Source organism: Candidatus Spechtbacterales bacterium, assembly GCA_040879145.1.
In the GTDB taxonomy this organism is placed as follows: Bacteria; Patescibacteriota; Minisyncoccia; order Spechtbacterales; family 2-12-FULL-38-22; genus JAWVZY01.
This window is the reverse complement of sequence record JBBDKX010000031.1, coordinates 1-15,013: the sequence shown is the minus strand read 5'-3', so window position 1 is coordinate 15,013 and position 15,013 is coordinate 1. Positions and strand designations below refer to the sequence as shown.

The 15,013-nt window shown below is 41.3% G+C and carries 13 protein-coding genes and 2 tRNA genes; 14 read left to right on the top strand and 1 reads right to left on the bottom strand.

Annotation, left to right across the window (positions count from 1 at the left end; all coding sequences use genetic code 11):
- From WDZ40_03450 to clpP, 8 genes are all read left to right on the top strand, one after another.
- A partial coding sequence (locus WDZ40_03450; protein MEX0877886.1) for a hypothetical protein occupies positions 1-656 on the top strand: 656 nt, incomplete at its 5' end.
- 68 nt (positions 657-724) lie between these two features.
- Positions 725-1,876: a hypothetical protein gene (locus tag WDZ40_03445; protein ID MEX0877885.1), complete on the top strand. Its 1,152-nt coding sequence runs from the start codon at positions 725-727 to the stop codon at positions 1,874-1,876.
- 127 nt (positions 1,877-2,003) lie between these two features.
- Positions 2,004-2,714 carry a hypothetical protein gene (locus WDZ40_03440; protein MEX0877884.1) on the top strand — a complete coding sequence of 237 codons (711 nt, stop codon included), beginning with the start codon at positions 2,004-2,006 and terminating at the stop codon, positions 2,712-2,714.
- 58 nt (positions 2,715-2,772) lie between these two features.
- Positions 2,773-3,153: a YraN family protein gene (locus tag WDZ40_03435; protein ID MEX0877883.1), complete on the top strand. Its 381-nt coding sequence runs from the start codon at positions 2,773-2,775 to the stop codon at positions 3,151-3,153.
- A gap of 151 nt (positions 3,154-3,304) precedes the next feature.
- Positions 3,305-4,585 (top strand): transcription termination factor NusA, encoded by a 1,281-nt coding sequence (nusA, locus tag WDZ40_03430; GenBank protein MEX0877882.1) that lies wholly within the window; start codon positions 3,305-3,307, stop codon positions 4,583-4,585.
- A gap of 2 nt (positions 4,586-4,587) precedes the next feature.
- On the top strand, positions 4,588-6,426 hold the full coding sequence (locus WDZ40_03425) for a sodium/proton-translocating pyrophosphatase (GenBank protein MEX0877881.1): 1,839 nt from the start codon (positions 4,588-4,590) through the stop codon (positions 6,424-6,426).
- Positions 6,423-7,457, top strand: a complete 1,035-nt coding sequence (locus tag WDZ40_03420; protein ID MEX0877880.1) for a trigger factor — start codon at positions 6,423-6,425, stop codon at positions 7,455-7,457. Before WDZ40_03425 ends, WDZ40_03420 begins: the two co-directional genes overlap by 4 nt.
- A gap of 106 nt (positions 7,458-7,563) precedes the next feature.
- Positions 7,564-8,175 carry an ATP-dependent Clp endopeptidase proteolytic subunit ClpP gene (gene clpP, locus WDZ40_03415; GenBank protein MEX0877879.1) on the top strand — a complete coding sequence of 204 codons (612 nt, stop codon included), beginning with the start codon at positions 7,564-7,566 and terminating at the stop codon, positions 8,173-8,175.
- Positions 8,176-8,273: 98 nt separating this feature from the next.
- Here clpP and gpmI read toward each other — a convergent pair whose 3' ends face one another.
- A complete protein-coding gene (gpmI, locus tag WDZ40_03410; protein MEX0877878.1) occupies positions 8,274-9,869 on the bottom strand; it encodes a 2,3-bisphosphoglycerate-independent phosphoglycerate mutase in 1,596 nt (531 codons plus the stop codon).
- A gap of 123 nt (positions 9,870-9,992) precedes the next feature.
- On the opposite strand from gpmI, the gene rny reads away from it, so the two are divergent.
- The 6 genes from rny to WDZ40_03380 all read left to right on the top strand — a co-directional run.
- Positions 9,993-11,522: a ribonuclease Y gene (gene rny / locus WDZ40_03405; GenBank protein MEX0877877.1), complete on the top strand. Its 1,530-nt coding sequence runs from the start codon at positions 9,993-9,995 to the stop codon at positions 11,520-11,522.
- 173 nt (positions 11,523-11,695) lie between these two features.
- Positions 11,696-12,505: a TIGR00282 family metallophosphoesterase gene (locus WDZ40_03400; GenBank protein ID MEX0877876.1), complete on the top strand. Its 810-nt coding sequence runs from the start codon at positions 11,696-11,698 to the stop codon at positions 12,503-12,505.
- Between the two features lie 158 nt (positions 12,506-12,663).
- Positions 12,664-12,936, top strand: a complete 273-nt coding sequence (locus tag WDZ40_03395; protein ID MEX0877875.1) for an HU family DNA-binding protein — start codon at positions 12,664-12,666, stop codon at positions 12,934-12,936.
- Positions 12,937-13,024: 88 nt separating this feature from the next.
- Positions 13,025-13,095 (top strand) — tRNA-Pro (locus WDZ40_03390).
- Between the two features lie 366 nt (positions 13,096-13,461).
- A tRNA-Gly gene (locus tag WDZ40_03385) sits at positions 13,462-13,536 on the top strand.
- A gap of 465 nt (positions 13,537-14,001) precedes the next feature.
- Positions 14,002-15,013: ice-binding family protein (locus WDZ40_03380; GenBank protein MEX0877874.1), on the top strand; the 1,012-nt coding region annotated here is incomplete at its 3' end.

Sequence of the window (15,013 nt, the reverse complement as noted above, 5' to 3'; positions counted from 1 at the left end):
CTACTCCATACACAACCCCATATCTTGACCCCATAACTCTCTTTATGGGAATTGAAGCAGAGCCTGAATCAGGGGAGGAGCCTCTTGATATTGACATAACAGCTTCGGTCTCGGGAACAGCCACAGGATCTATAAATTACCATTTTTGGTGGAATTGCGAGGATAGCATTTTTGACATCGCGCAAACAGAAGCGGAGTGCGGAGCTTTGCCAAACCCCTCTGCCGGCTCGTGCGCGACTAACGATTTTGGAGCACGCTGTTTGCAGGTTAATAACACAAGCCGGACTGTATCTTATAGGTATTTTGAAGGAATCTATCGCGCAAAAGTTATTGCGGAAAGAGATGTAGCGCCTAATGCTACAGCAAGCGTTACTATATCCGTAGCACCGCTTTTTGTGCCACAGGTGATTCCCAATCCCTTTGAAGCTTCAGACCCCGCTCTTGCTGTTTTTGATGCCATAACCGCGCTTGTTGTTGTTGGAACCCCTCTTTACGCCGTAATGCTCGTACTCGCGGGATATTATATGTTATTTAGCGCGGGATCAGCCGCTGGTGTAGCTACGAGCAAAAAGATTATATTATATGGCACAGTAGGTTACGGGACGATTATTGTGTCCTGGATGACAGCCGCATCTCTTACAGGTATATTATTTTAAAGTTTAATCCGGTGTATAAATACCCCACCTGTATAGGCGGGGTATTTTTGTTAATATAAGTATATATTATGTTTGACAATAATTTAAACTTGGTAAAATCTATTTTTTTAGCGACCATAATTGCTCTTTTGTTTATGGGTATTACTTTTTTTATAAGTTCTTCTAAAAACAGTATTGAAGAAAATAGTACATCAATGGGTGTTTTTGAAGGCGCTGAGGAGATTAAAAAAATAAAGTCAACACAGTCACTGGATGAACAGGTTATGTGGTATACCAGGTTGATTGAAAGGGTGGGTCCTGAGAACGCGCAGGAATTTTTGTATTACTCAGGGCTTCCCTTTGATGGGCAAAGCCATCTTCTAAATCACACTTCCGGTGAGAGCATCTATGAAAAATTTGGTACCAGGGGTCTTATTTACTGCAAGGACTATTTTCTTTCCTCCTGCTACCATGGGTTTTTAATCCGAGCTATTGGCGAGGGCGGTATGAATGAAGTTGAAAAAAGCATGGAGGAGTGCAGTAACGCGGGCTGGAACGTGTTTGCGCAGTGCTCTCATGCTGTAGGACATGGGTTTTTAGCTTATGTAGGATACGCAAATCTTTTGGAAGCGCTTGCTCTTTGCGACTCTTTTGAAAGCCGTGTGCAGGGTTTTCCTGTATTTAACTGCCACGATGGCGTATTTATGGAAAATATATGGGCAGCTCACGAAGGGGGTGAAAAGCCACCCGATAGGTGGGTTAAAGAAAGCGAGTATGACTACCCTTGTAGCGACCCAAGGATAGAAAAAAGATATCTCGAAGCTTGTTGGAGCAACCAGCCGGCTCTTATGTATGAATTTTTTGAAGGGGACGTAGCGCGCGTAGGGGAGGGGTGTGAAACAGTGAAAGATACCGGGTTGCGTGAGATGTGTTTTAATGGTTTGGCGCGTCAGATTCACCCGGTGGCAATGGGTGATATTGAAAAGGTATTTGGTATGTGCGGAATACTTGCGGAGAGTTGGAGAGATTATTGCCTGCTTATAATTGCGTCTTCAGATTTTGGGGTAGGAGGTAGAGATATTTCTTTTGAAATATGCAATCGTATGAACGCGCAAAATAGGGGGGAGGATTGTTACGAACAACTTTTAAGCAGTATAAAAGTTCATGCTGTTTCAAAAAAAGAACGCACTCAGTTGTGCGAAAAAATAGAAAACGTTGAGTGGAGAGATAAGTGTTTCTAATATGTTTTTTAAAATCGTAAAAGCTGTGTAAATCTTTTGAGTTAAAGTAGGTTTTTATTATGTTAATATATAAGTATAGGTTAATTATGTTTTTGACAATTGCAATGCAGATTTTTAGACTATAAAAATGACTATTTCTAAAAAAACAACTTTTATACTGCTGCTTTCTCTGTTTTTGACAGGGTTCTTTGTGGTTTTAAACACCAACTCCGCCTCAGCCGAACAATTTGAAGTGCCTGAACCACGACCCGGAGCTGATGGTATAGACAAAACTGAAAGGGCAGCCCTAAATTCTGATTGTGTGGCTTCGCATGGTGTGGAGGGCACAAGTAAAGATGCTGATAAAAACGAATTTGTGACTTGCAATTGGTCAGCAGGTCTTACACAAGAGATAGAACAAGCTTGGTGCAACAAGTGCTTAAATGACTTTTTAGGACACGAATGTGGCGTTTTAGACACCGGCCCAACATCCTCAACAACAGTACATTGCGGTTATTTGATAGCCCAAACTTCTTCTACTCCCACTACTACCCCTACTTCTACTCCTTCTTCTACCCCCACTACCCCTCCTTCTACCCCCAGCTATGCTCTGCCCTGCGCCTTTGACGATTGCAGTTCAATAGGTGCCATATGGAATAATTTTTGCAGGAGAATACTTCTCTTTGCGACCCCTATATTTGTTATTATGATACTTGTAGCGGCATACGATTTTATGATTGGAGGAGCGCAGGCTCATAGGATAAGTCGCGCTAAAAAGACCTTGCAGTACGGAGGAATAGGGTACCTGGTCTTACTGCTTTCTTGCTTCCTGCCGGCTATTATTGCGGGGCTTCTTTAGTAGACAAACATACTTTAATCTTTTACAATAAAACCGGTAAAACTTACCGGTTTTATTTATGCCCAACAAAACAGACAAGAGAAAGCTTGGAGACCTTGCCGAAGACAAGGTTGTTGAATATGTTAAGCAAAAAAAGTGGAAGGTTCTGTGCCGCAACTTTGAAAAGCCCTGGGGGGAAATAGATATTGTTGCGCGAGATAAAAAAACAGTTGTATTTATAGAGGTAAAGGCTTCCGATGTGGCTTCGTCCCCCGATTTTAGCCCTGAAGACCACTTTGACCACAATAAGAAGGAAAAGGTTATAAGGACAAGCCACAGCTATCTTGTTGAAAATAAGTATGCCGAAGATGTGGATTATCGTATAGATTTGGCGGCTGTTGAGATTGATCTTAAATTAAAAGTGGCGCGTATAAGATATTATAAGAATGCAATAGGATAAAGGGCTATATGGTTAAACTGCTAAATGGTTGACAGATCTTTTAAAAAGAGTATAATTATAATATTAACAACCCGTATAAAAAAGCGGGTTTTATTTATAGCTAATATATTTGATTAAGCTATTTAACTATTCAACAATTAACTATTTAATTATGATAGATCTTAAAAATTTTACTTCCGCGATAAGCCAAATAGAAGAAGAAAAGGGAATAGAGCGGGGAAAAATAATAGAAACCGTAGAGATGGCAATTGCCGCCGCTTATAAAAAGGATTACGGCGAGCGTGGCCAGATAGTAAAAGCTAAATTAGACCCTGAAACAGGTGTTTTTGACTTGTGGCAGGAAAAAATTGTAGTTGACGAGAGTATGATAAAGACTCCGGAAGAGATAGAAAAAGAACAGGAAGAGAGGGCCGCTGGAAAATTTACCGATGAGAGTAAGGAAGATGACGATACTCCAAAGAAAGTCCGCTTTAGTGAGGAAAAACATATTATGCTTGATGAGGCCAGAAAGATTAAAAAAGACGCCGAGGTTGAGGATGTTTTGAGTTTTGACCTGGAGCTAAAAGAGGATTTTGGCAGAATAGCAGCCCAGACAGCAAAGCAGGTTATTATACAGAGAATTCGTGAAGCAGAAAGGGAGGCCATTTTTGAAGAGTACGAAGATAAAATTGATTCTATAGTGAGCGGTGTTGTTCAAAGAGTTGAGGGCAATACCATATTTTTTGATGTAGGCAAGACAACCGCGATAATGCTCGCGAAAGAGAGGACTCCCGGAGAGAGATATAGAGTGGGGCAAAGAATGCGATTATACCTTTCTACAATAGAACACGGCGCGAAAGGGCCTCAGATATTTGTTTCCCGTTCACATCCTAAAATGCTGTCACGCCTTTTTGAGCTTGAGGTGCCCGAAATAGCATCGGGAACCGTACAGGTAAAAGCTATAGCGAGAGAGCCGGGCTCCAGAAGCAAGCTTGCTGTAGCCTCAACAGAAGAGGGTATAGACCCGATAGGTTCATGTGTGGGACAGAGAGGCACAAGAGTTTCTGCTGTTATACAGGAGTTGGGAGGAGAAAAGATAGATATTATTGAATGGAAAGATTCTCCTGAAGAGTTTATCGCAAACGCTCTTAGCCCCGCGAAGGTATTAGATGTTGAGGTAGAAAACAACAGGGCAAAAGTTACCGTTTCCGAAGACCAGCTGTCTTTGGCTATCGGAAAAGATGGACAAAACGTGAGGCTTGCGGCCAAGCTTTCCGGATGGAAGATAGATATTGTAAGCAAGGAAACAGGGGAGGTAGAGCAAAGCACCGATGAAACCACCGAAGAACAAGCTCTTGTTTCGGATGCGAGCAAAGAGCAGTCTGAAGATTCAGAGGAATCTAAAACGGAACAAGATACAAATACAGAAGAGAAAACAAAAGATCAAGAATAAAAATGCTATTTTTTGCTATCCCATTTTCAGTTGCTTTTGGAGCAGTGCTGTTCTCCACTTTTTATTTTCAAAAAAAACTTTCTTTAAAAGTGGCAGACATACAGATTGCCGCGTTTTCGGCAAAACTTCAAAAAACATCCCTGGAGCACTTATTTAGAATATATAAAACAGCTATAATTATCTCTCTTCCTGTCTCTGTGGTTTTAGGTCTTATTCCGGTGCTTGGTTTTGTTGCGGGAATGAGCTTTTTTTTGGGAGTACTTTGTACCTTGTTTATAATGTATGCGTGTACCATTTTTTTAATAAAGTTGGACGCGCGATTTGTAGACGGTTCTTCTTACGGACTTATACAGTCATTTAATTTCATTTTTGGAGGTGGCAACATGCTGGGCGTTTTTATGCTCAGTTCAGCCTTGTTTATTGTATCCGCCTACTATGTTTTACTTGGGCCATCCAGTATTGGCCTGGTATCTCTTGGCTTGGGGGTATCTTTTGTAGCCACAGTATTTAAGTTGTACCAAGTTATCTTTTTAGAAAAAACAGGACAGCATCAAGCTAAAAAAGGCAAAAGAAAAGAAGACTCGGCAAGTCTTCCTGCTAAACTTGCAAAATTACATATTTTAAAAAGCATAACCAGACTCGCTGATATTTTTGAAACTTTTTTTATAGCTTTGGTTATTACTATTTTGGGAGCATCTCTTTTATTTCCGGGTTTTGTTGGCGCTATAGCACTTCCTCTGCTTGTCGGGATAGCGGGAATTATTTCTGCCGCGTTAAGCACTAAACTTATCCATATTGGCTCTACAACGAATATCACAAAAAATGTACTCTTCTCATTTTTGGGCTCTATTGTTGTGGCCTCTGTTATTATATTTCCGCTAATTGTGTGGGCCATGAATGAAAACCCACAGTATTCTAATTTTGTTCTTTGGTTTTCTATAGGCACAGGTCTTTCTATGCTATTTTTTACTTTTGCGTCGCATTACAACAATGTATTGAGAAAAATCTTTAATTCATTATATCCCTCCGTTGTAGCGCTGTTCTTTTCTATTTGTTTTGGTGTATCTTACTTCTTTGCCGGACCTTATGGACTTATGTTGTTGACAGTCGGCGCCTTGAGTCTTGGGGGGATAATAGTGTCCTTGAAAGTTTTAGGGTCATCATCATGGAGCGCGCAACTTATAGCTAAGGATGTTGATTTGCCTGAAGAAAGAAAAAAAATAACAAGAAAGTTGAGCCACATAGCCGATAATATGTTCAGAGATATAAGCGTCTATATGCTACTTGTTACTCTACTTTTGATATCGGGCATTTTTGTTATATATCAGCAGGAGGCAGAGTACGCGTTGGTACAGTTTAGGCTCTCTTTAGATAATCCTCATGTTGTCGCGGGAATATTTACAGGGGTGGCTTACATTTTTTTGTTTGCAAAATTTTTGAATCAAGTTTCAAAAAGGCACGTATTAAAGAACACTGTTTTGCCGGAACCTCAAAAGGAGGGAGAAGGTGATGGTGTGGTTTTAAAAAAGCGTATATTTGATAGCAATAGCGTTACAGTAAGCAGGGCTATTTTGGAGTCTTTAGCCCTTATTTACGCAACACCTCTGATTTTGGTGCGGGTTTTTAGCCCTGAACTGTTTAGCGGATTTTTTTACGGTGCCTTAATTACAGCAGCCGTTTTATCTGTTGCCTCACTGGGAACGCGTATGCGCGGTGATGAAATGTCGTGGTTTGACACAGGAACATCTAATCTTTATAGTAATAGCGTGGATGTTGTCTTGTTGCGAACACTGAAAACAGTTGGGATCGCATCATTATTAACAGTAATATTTATAGTATGAAAGTAGAAATAAAAGATTTAGACAAAATTCAAAAAGAAGTAAAAGTATCCCTTAATTTAGGAGATATGGAGAAATACTTACAGGGTGCTTCTGAGCGTTTGGGGAAAGATATAAAAATAAAGGGTTTTAGAGAAGGCAATATTCCAAGAAGTGTTGTGGAAAGTTCTTTGGGTAAAGACAAGGTTTGGCAGGAGGCCACAAATGCCGCCGTACAGGATACATACTGGAGTGCAATTGAAGACAACAAAATTAACCCGATAGGCATGCCTAAGGTGGATATAGTTAAATTTGTGCCCGGAGAATTAGTTGAATTTAAAGCCATTGTTCCTGTTATGCCGGATCTTGAACTGCCGAATTATAAAGCGCTTGCCCAAAAAGTTATAGCAAAAGAAAACAAAGAGGTGGAGGTTGACGAGAAAGAGATTGATTCAAGTATTAAGTGGCTTCAAAACTCCAGGATGGAGGTGGGTGAAGAAGCAAAAGAAGAAAAAGTTCCCGAATTGAATGATGATTTTGCAAAAAGTATAGGAAATTTTGAAAATATGGATGCCTTGAAGAGTAGTATTGGAGAGGGTATAAAAAAAGAAAAAGAAGCGCAAGAAAAAGAGAGAGTCCGTCTTTTGATTTTGAACAAAATAGCCAAAAGTGTTGATTTAAGCATCCCCGACTTTATGGTAGACCAGGAGTTGGATAGTATGGAGGAAGAGTTTATGCAGCAGGTTAGCCAGATGGGATTAACCATGGAGCAGTATCTTGAGCGTGCGCAAAAAAGTATTGAAGAAGTTCGGGAAGGATGGCGCGATAAAGCAAAAGAGCGGGTTGCATCGGGAATTATTTTAAGGGTTATAGCCGAAAAAGAAAATATAGAGGCCGATGAAAAAGAGGTGCAAGAAGAGGCTAATAAGTACCTGGCACGATTTAAAGGCACTGAAGAAGCAGAAGCCCATATTGATTCGGAGCGCTTAAAAGCGCATATTGGTGGTATAATAAGAAATAGAAAGGTGTTTCAGCTTCTAGAAGAAAATAATTAAAGCTCACTTCGTTCGCTTAAACCGCTGATAAATGCGGATAAAGCTGATAAGATGCTGATAGCATCGGCATAAAATCTGTTAGAATCAGCATTAATCCGCGGTTTTTGTGAGGCAGAAGCCGAACAAAAAAATGAATTTAATTCCAACAGTTATAGAAAAATCTCAATATGGTGAACGTGCGTATGATATATATTCTCGCTTGCTTAAGGAGAATATAGTTTTTCTTGGTGGCCCTGTTTCAGACGTTATGGCAAATATTGTTATTGCCCAACTTCTTTTTCTTGAAAGCCAGGACCCGGATAAAGATATTCAGCTGTATATAAATAGCCCAGGCGGGAGTGTTACGGCGGGTATGGCCATTTACGATACTATGCAACATGTAAAGAACGATATAGCGACAATGTGTGTTGGTATGGCAGCTTCCATGGCCGCTGTCTTACTTGCGGGGGGAAAGAAAGGAAAAAGAAGCGCGTTACCTAATTCGGAGATGCTTTTGCATCAGGTAATGGGCGGTGCGCAAGGACAGGCCTCAGAAATAGAGATATCCGCGAGGCATATTATAAACATAAAACAGAGATTGAACGAGATATTGGCAAGCCATACAGGACAAAAGATAGAGACTATTGAGAAGGATACAGATAGAGATTTCTACCTTACAGCTGAAGAGGCAAAGAAGTACGGAGTAATAGATAACATAATCCAGCCAAAGAAAAAATAGGCCCAAGATTTCACTGATTCTGGCTGATTTACGCTGATGATTTAAAGAACCCGCCGAAAGGCGGGTTTATCTGTGTAATCAGTTACTATCTGTGATATCTAAACCAAGGGTTGCCCGGTCATTTCCGGCGGTATATCTAATCCCATAATTTTTAAAATCGTAGGAGCTACATCGGCTAAAACACCTTTAGGGCTTTGTTCGTATAGGTGTCCAGGATTTAATCTTTCAAGACCACTGTCAACAATTATTAGCGGTACGGGATTTGTGGAGTGCCGAGTAACAACCTGGCCTGTTTTTTTGTCCATCATCTCCTCTGCATTACCGTGATCAGCTGTAATAACAAGAGCTATATTCAGATTTTTGCAAGCTTCAAACAGTGTGGATAGATTGGCATCTATAGCTTCAACCCCTTTAATTGTGGCTTCAATGCTTCCTGAGTGTCCAAGCATATCCGCGTTTGCAAAGTTTATTAAAAAGAAGTCATAGGAATTTATATTTTCCAGCACTTTTTGAGTTATGTTGTATGCCTGCATTTCCGGTACTTTTTCATAGTGTGGAGTTCCTATAGAGGGGACAAGTATGCGTTCTTCCCCCTCATTTGGTTCTTCGTTTTCTCCGTTGAAAAAATAACTAATATGAGCATATTTTTCTGTTTCTGCTATGTGTAGTTGTTTTTTACCTGAATCAGCAAGCACTTTTGCAAGAGAGTTTTCTATTTTAGGTGGCGGGAACGCGACTTCTATAGGAAGATCATCCTGGTACTGGGTCATTCCCACAAAATAAAGGTTAGATATTTTTTTTCTTGGAAAGTAGGTAAAATCTTTCTCGGGCAAGACAAAGGCGCGTGTAATTTGGCGCGCGCTATCTTCGCGGAAATTATAAAATATTACCGCGTCTCCTTCTTTTATTAAGCCAACAGGGGAGTCTCCTTCGTGAACAACTGCCGGTTCAATATCTAAATCTGTTTGGTTTTTTGAGTAACACTCTTCAATATAAGAGTGCGGGTCCTGGATTATATTGCCCTGCCCCGCAGTCATTAAATTGTATGCTTTTTCGGTAAGCTCCCAGTGGCTGTTTCTGTCCATTGCGTATGCCCTTCCCATAATGGTGCCTATTTTGCCGACCCCTATTTTTTGTAGTCTTTCCTGGAGGTGCTGTACGAAATTTCCACCCTCTTTAGGTCCTCCGTCCTTTCCGTCTGTAAACACATGTAAAACCACGCGGGATATATCTTGAGCTTTAGCAAAATCTAAAAGCGCGTATAAGTGGTCTATGTAACTGTGAACAGTACCCGTGGAAAGCAGCCCCATTATATGCAGGGTGGAGTTGTTTCTTTTTACAAAATCGGAAGCCCCTAAGAAGGCTTTATTTTTAAAAAAAGTTTTATCACGAATGGCTCCTACTATTCGCGGCAGATATTGGTAAACAATTCTTCCCGCCCCCAGGTTCATGTGTCCCACCTCGCTGTTGCCTTCTTGTCCCCAGGGAAGACCAACTCCGATACCCGATGCTTGCAACGGCATAGCAAGATAGTTCTTTTCTAAGGTGTTTATGGTGGGAGTGTTTGCTTTGTATATGGCATTACCTTGAGCGGTAGGTCCCGCTATGCCCCAGCCATCCAGAATCACCAGCATGACTTTTTTGTTACTGTTTTGCATCATTACTTCCATAATAGCATATTTGTTAGTTTTCACGGGAACTTTACTTGTGCCTAAAATTCTGATATTATTTGATAAGATGTATAATTGAAGTTTAAAGATAGTTTCAGTTTTATACTCTTAATATGTCAATTTTAGAAAATAATAATAACTACTACTATGGAAGAAGTATCATTAATAGTGATGAGCCTATTTGCCCTGCTCGTTGGTTTGGTTGCGGGCTATCTTGCGAGGCAAGCTATGGCGAAGAAACAGGAAGGCAGTGTTGAGTCAAAGTTAAACAAGTTAAGCCACGAAGCTAAGCAGAGTGCGGATAAGTTAATTGAAAAAGCTAAAAAAACAGCGGAAGATATAGTTGCCGAAGCTAAAAACGAAGAAAAAGAAAAACATTCATATCTTATACAGTTAGAAAAAAGGTTACTTTCAAAAGAAGAAGACCTCGAGCGCAAAGATAATAAATTGCGCAAAAAAACCAAAGAACTTGCGACTCATTCAAAAGACCTTGAAGACCAAAGGTTGGGTTTGGATGAGCTTAAGATAAAACAAGTTAAAGAGCTTGAGACCGTAGCAAGCATGTCAGCAGAAGAGGCACGTGAGAAGCTTTTTGAGAAAATTGAAGAGGAAAATAAAGATGAGCTTTATGACAGGATGATAAAGTTGGAGCAGTTTGCTAAGGATGAGTTGGATAAAAAAGCTAAAACGATTATAGTATCAGCTTTGCAAAAGTATGCTTCAAGCCAGACTCAGGAGGTTACAACAACTGCTGTTTCTTTGCCGAGTGACGAGATAAAGGGGCGTATAATAGGTAAAGAAGGCAGAAACATAAGAACGCTTGAAAGGTTAACCGGAGTGGAGCTTATTGTAGATGATACTCCTGAAACCATAATAATATCAGGATTTGATTCTGTTCGCCGCCATATAGCCAAGGTGGCTCTTGAGAAACTTATATCTGACGGCAGGATACAGCCCGCCCGCATAGAGGACGCCGTTTTACAAGCCAAAGAGGAAATTAACGAGAAGATAAAAGAAGCCGGTGAGGCAGCGGTTTATGATGCCGGTATTGTTGGGTTGGATCCGAAACTTGTTTGGCTTTTAGGGCGTTTGCGTTTTAGGACAAGTTATGGACAAAATGTACTAATGCACTCTCTTGAGGTTTGCCATGTTGCGGGTGCTCTCGCAGCTGAGGTTGGCGCAGACATAGCTGTAGCTAAAAAGGGAGGTCTTTTGCACGACATAGGCAAGGCGGTGGATCACGAAGTGGAGGGTTCTCATGTGGACATAGGTATAAAGTTACTTGAAAAATATGGAGTAGCCGAAGCTGTTATAGACGCAATGAAGGCTCACCACGAAGAGTATCCATACGAAACTATTGAGTCTCGCATAGTGCAGGCGGCAGATGCTATTTCCGCGGCTCGCCCTGGCGCGAGAAAGGATACTGTGGAGAATTACTTGCAACGTTTAGCCGAACTTGAAAACGTGGCATTTGCATTTGAAGGAGTAGAAAAAGTCTATGCCATACAAGCCGGACGTGAGGTGAGGGTGTTTGTTACCCCCGAGAAGGTGGATGACTTTACAGCTAAAAAGCTTGCAAGAGATATAGCAAACAGAATCCAGGAAGAATTAAAATATCCTGGAGAAATAAAAGTAACCCTTATAAGAGAAACGAGAGTTACAGAATACGCGCGATAAGCTCGCTTCGCTTAAACCGCGGATTAATACGGATTAAAGCAGATTAATGCGGATAAACTCAGCATAGAATCAGCTAAAATCAGCATATATCAGCGATATTTTGTGAGCGCAGCGCCACGCCCGCCATCGCGAGCCTGAGCTCGCTTAGGCGGCGCAGGCAGGAACAAAAATATATGAAAATTTTATTTTTTGGAGATGTTTTTGGAAGACCAGGTAGAACAGCCCTTAAAAAACATGCCCCCAAGTTAGTCGAAAGATATAATCCTGATTTTGTTGTGGCTAATGTTGAAAACATAGCGCATGGTAGTGGGGTTACTGAAAGTACATTAAACGAGCTTGAAGAGACGGGTATTTTTAATGCTTACACATCAGGAGATCATATATGGGATACTCAAAAAGCAAAAGAGATACTAACAGGTGGAAAACATACCCTTATTCGTCCCGCAAATTACAACAACATGCCCGGAGCCGGACATGTTGTTGTAAGAAATGGTGCACGGCAGATTTTGGTTATAAATTTGCTCGGAAGGGTTTTTATGAAGCACGATGTTGAAAATCCTTTTAAGATTGTAGATGAAATATTATCCGGATATTACATGGGTGAAACAGGAGAAGGGGAGCGTGTAGACGCTATTTTGGTTGATTTTCACGCTGAGGCAACTGCAGAAAAAAAAGCACTCGGGTTTCATCTGGATGGTCGTGTTTCAGCAATTTTAGGCACTCATACGCATGTTCCCACCGCAGATGAGCAATTGCTACCCAAAGGGTCAGCATATGTAAGTGATGTAGGCATGGTGGGGCCTTATAACTCGGTAATTGGACTGGGAAAGGAGGCAATAGTTTCTCAGTATGTTACAGGCGAAAAACAAAAGACAGATGTTAGCGATGAAAATTTTGTAGAAATAGGGGCTATTCTTGTAGAAATATCAAAAAATGGATTAGCAGAACAAGTAACGCACCTAAGAGATATTGTGAAAATTTAGATCTCATTTACGCATTTTCTTGAAAAAGGTTGTATTTTAGGCGTTTTTATTGGTATAATAGGGGTAATGCTGAAATAGTACATATATTTTAGCGCACATTAATAAGTATAAAAGGTCGCTCAAATGGTTAATATACGTACGTATAAATATCTAGTTTTATGACAAAAGACCAATTAGTAAGCGCTTTAGCAGAGAAGGCCGGAGTTTCCAAGAAGGATGCCGGTAATGTGTTAGACGCTTTTACAGATATAGTTACCGCAGCTTTAAGCAAAGGAGATCCTGTAGCACTTACAGGATTTGGGAGCTTCCAGGTATCTCACAGAGCTGCACGTCAGGGGAGAAATCCTCAGACGGGTGCTACACTTCAGATTCCCGCTATGAACGTTCCACGATTCAAGGCCGGTAAAGCTTTGAAGGACTCAGTTCGCTAAGAGGGTTCTGAATAAAACAAAAAATCCCCAAATCGGGGATTTTTTGTTGCTTAAATAGGTAGTTTATTGTATACTAATGTAATTAGAACGGGGTGTAGCATAATGGTAGTGTATGCGCTTTGGGAGCGCACGGCCCGGGTTCGATTCCCGGCACCCCGACACTTCGTCGACGCCAATGGCGTCTCCTCAGTGTAAACTCCTCAGTGTAAACTAACTTTAATATATTTTATGCCTTTTTCTGTTTATATATTAAAATGTAAAGATGATTCTTATTATACGGGGATAACTTAACGATTTAAAGAAAAGGCTCAACGGACATCAAGTAGGTAGCAACCCCTTTACAAAAAATAAACTTCCTTTAAAATTGGTTTATGAGGAAAATTTTTTAACGAGAAAAGAGGCTGTTAAAAGAGAAAAGGAAATCAAAGGATGGAGTAGAAAAAAGAAGGAAGAATTAATTAAATAGTTTACACAGAGTACGTAGTGCGAATAGTTTACACAGAGCCGCGCCTAACGCGGCGAAGTGCGGGTATCGTATAATGGCTATTATACAACGCTTCCAACGTTGCGATGCGGGTTCGATTCCCGCTACCCGCTCCAACAAGATAAAACACCCGTCAAAGGGTGTTTTATCTTGTTGTTGAGTAGAGGACAGACCGAGGGGTTTCAAAGAGCCCAGCACTTAATTCTAAGTGCTGGGCGAGGGTTCTATGAGTGAAGCGACGGATTCCCATCACCAGCTCCAATAATAAATACCTCCTTTAAGGAGGTATTTATTATTGGAGCTGGCCTCTGTTTGGCTTCGCTCGGGCCCTCCGGAAGCGGGCAGGCGCGGCGGGAAGAAAAAGGGGTGTGGGGAAAATGAATACTCGTCCAAACTTCGATTTGGTTGGCGGTGGAAATATTTGTTAGATTGCCAAGATGGGGCAGTTGTTAGTTATACACACCCCATTACCATTTACTTCTTGTCGGGGGGGGGGGGTATAATGGAAGTAAGAACCTTTAAGGTCGAATGATTATATCAAAGTAAACAATAATAAACTAAAATAATAAGAACAATAATTTATGATTAAAAAAATAGATATGAAAAAATTTAGTAAAACACTTTTTTTACCATTACTACTCGCCGTTTTAGCAGGAGTAACTTATGTGTATGTGTCCGCAGCCAGTCCAACGACAGTGAATCTTGGAACAGCCGATGATTTCGCGGTTCTAGCCGGGTCTGGGATTACCAATGTCCCCACCTCAGCCATTGTTGGGGATGCCGGATCGGATCCGACAGTTTCGAATGGCTTAACGAATGCAGAGGTAACCGGTACAAACTACACAGCTGCTAGTTCTGCTGTACAGCAGGCCAAAACCGATTTAGTTACTGCCTACAATGACGCTGCCGGACGAACGCCGGTTTCCACTGTGCCCACAGAACTTGGTGGAACAACTCAAATTCCGGGTGTATACGACTCCGCAGACGGTACATTTGGAATAACCGGGACCCTGACACTTGATGCTCAGGGCGACCCCAATGCGGTTTTTATCTTTAAGACCGCTTCCACACTCGTAACAGCGGGAGCCAGTAGCGTAGTTCTTACTGGTGATGCTCAGGCCTGTAATGTTTTTTGGCAAGTTGGCAGTTCTGCAACACTCGACACAAGCTCAACCTTCAAGGGTAACATCTTGGCTTTGGCATCAATCACCGACAATGGCGGCTCAACAATTGATGGAAGACTCTTGGCTCGCGACGGCGCGGTTACATTGAATCAAACGCACGTTACAAAACAGACGTGTGCGACATCGCCAGAACCAACACCAAGTGCAACTCTTACTCTCGTCAAAACCGTCATCAATGACGATGGAGGTACAAAGACAGTTTCCGATTTTCCTCTCTTTGTAGGAACGACATCGGTAGCAAGTGGCGTCGCAACGACCCTTACTCCGGATACCTATACGGCGAGCGAAACAAGTGATCCTGGTTATACGGCCAGCGTATGGGGTGGAGATTGCGCTGCCGATGGAAGTATCACACTTGCAGATGGCGATGCTAAAACTTGTACTATTACCAATGACGACATCGCTTCTA

Excerpts from the sequence above, each read along its gene's own strand:
- nusA (MEX0877882.1), top strand. The coding sequence starts at position 3,305 with ATGATAGATCTTAAAAATTTTACTTCCGCGATAAGCCAAATAGAAGAA.
- WDZ40_03400 (MEX0877876.1), top strand. The coding sequence starts at position 11,696 with ATGAAAATTTTATTTTTTGGAGATGTTTTTGGAAGACCAGGTAGAACA.
- WDZ40_03420 (MEX0877880.1), top strand. The coding sequence starts at position 6,423 with ATGAAAGTAGAAATAAAAGATTTAGACAAAATTCAAAAAGAAGTAAAA.
- rny (MEX0877877.1), top strand. The coding sequence starts at position 9,993 with ATGGAAGAAGTATCATTAATAGTGATGAGCCTATTTGCCCTGCTCGTT.
- WDZ40_03435 (MEX0877883.1), top strand. The coding sequence starts at position 2,773 with ATGCCCAACAAAACAGACAAGAGAAAGCTTGGAGACCTTGCCGAAGAC.
- WDZ40_03445 (MEX0877885.1), top strand. The coding sequence starts at position 725 with ATGTTTGACAATAATTTAAACTTGGTAAAATCTATTTTTTTAGCGACC.
- WDZ40_03440 (MEX0877884.1), top strand. The coding sequence starts at position 2,004 with ATGACTATTTCTAAAAAAACAACTTTTATACTGCTGCTTTCTCTGTTT.
- WDZ40_03425 (MEX0877881.1), top strand. The coding sequence starts at position 4,588 with ATGCTATTTTTTGCTATCCCATTTTCAGTTGCTTTTGGAGCAGTGCTG.
- WDZ40_03395 (MEX0877875.1), top strand. The coding sequence starts at position 12,664 with ATGACAAAAGACCAATTAGTAAGCGCTTTAGCAGAGAAGGCCGGAGTT.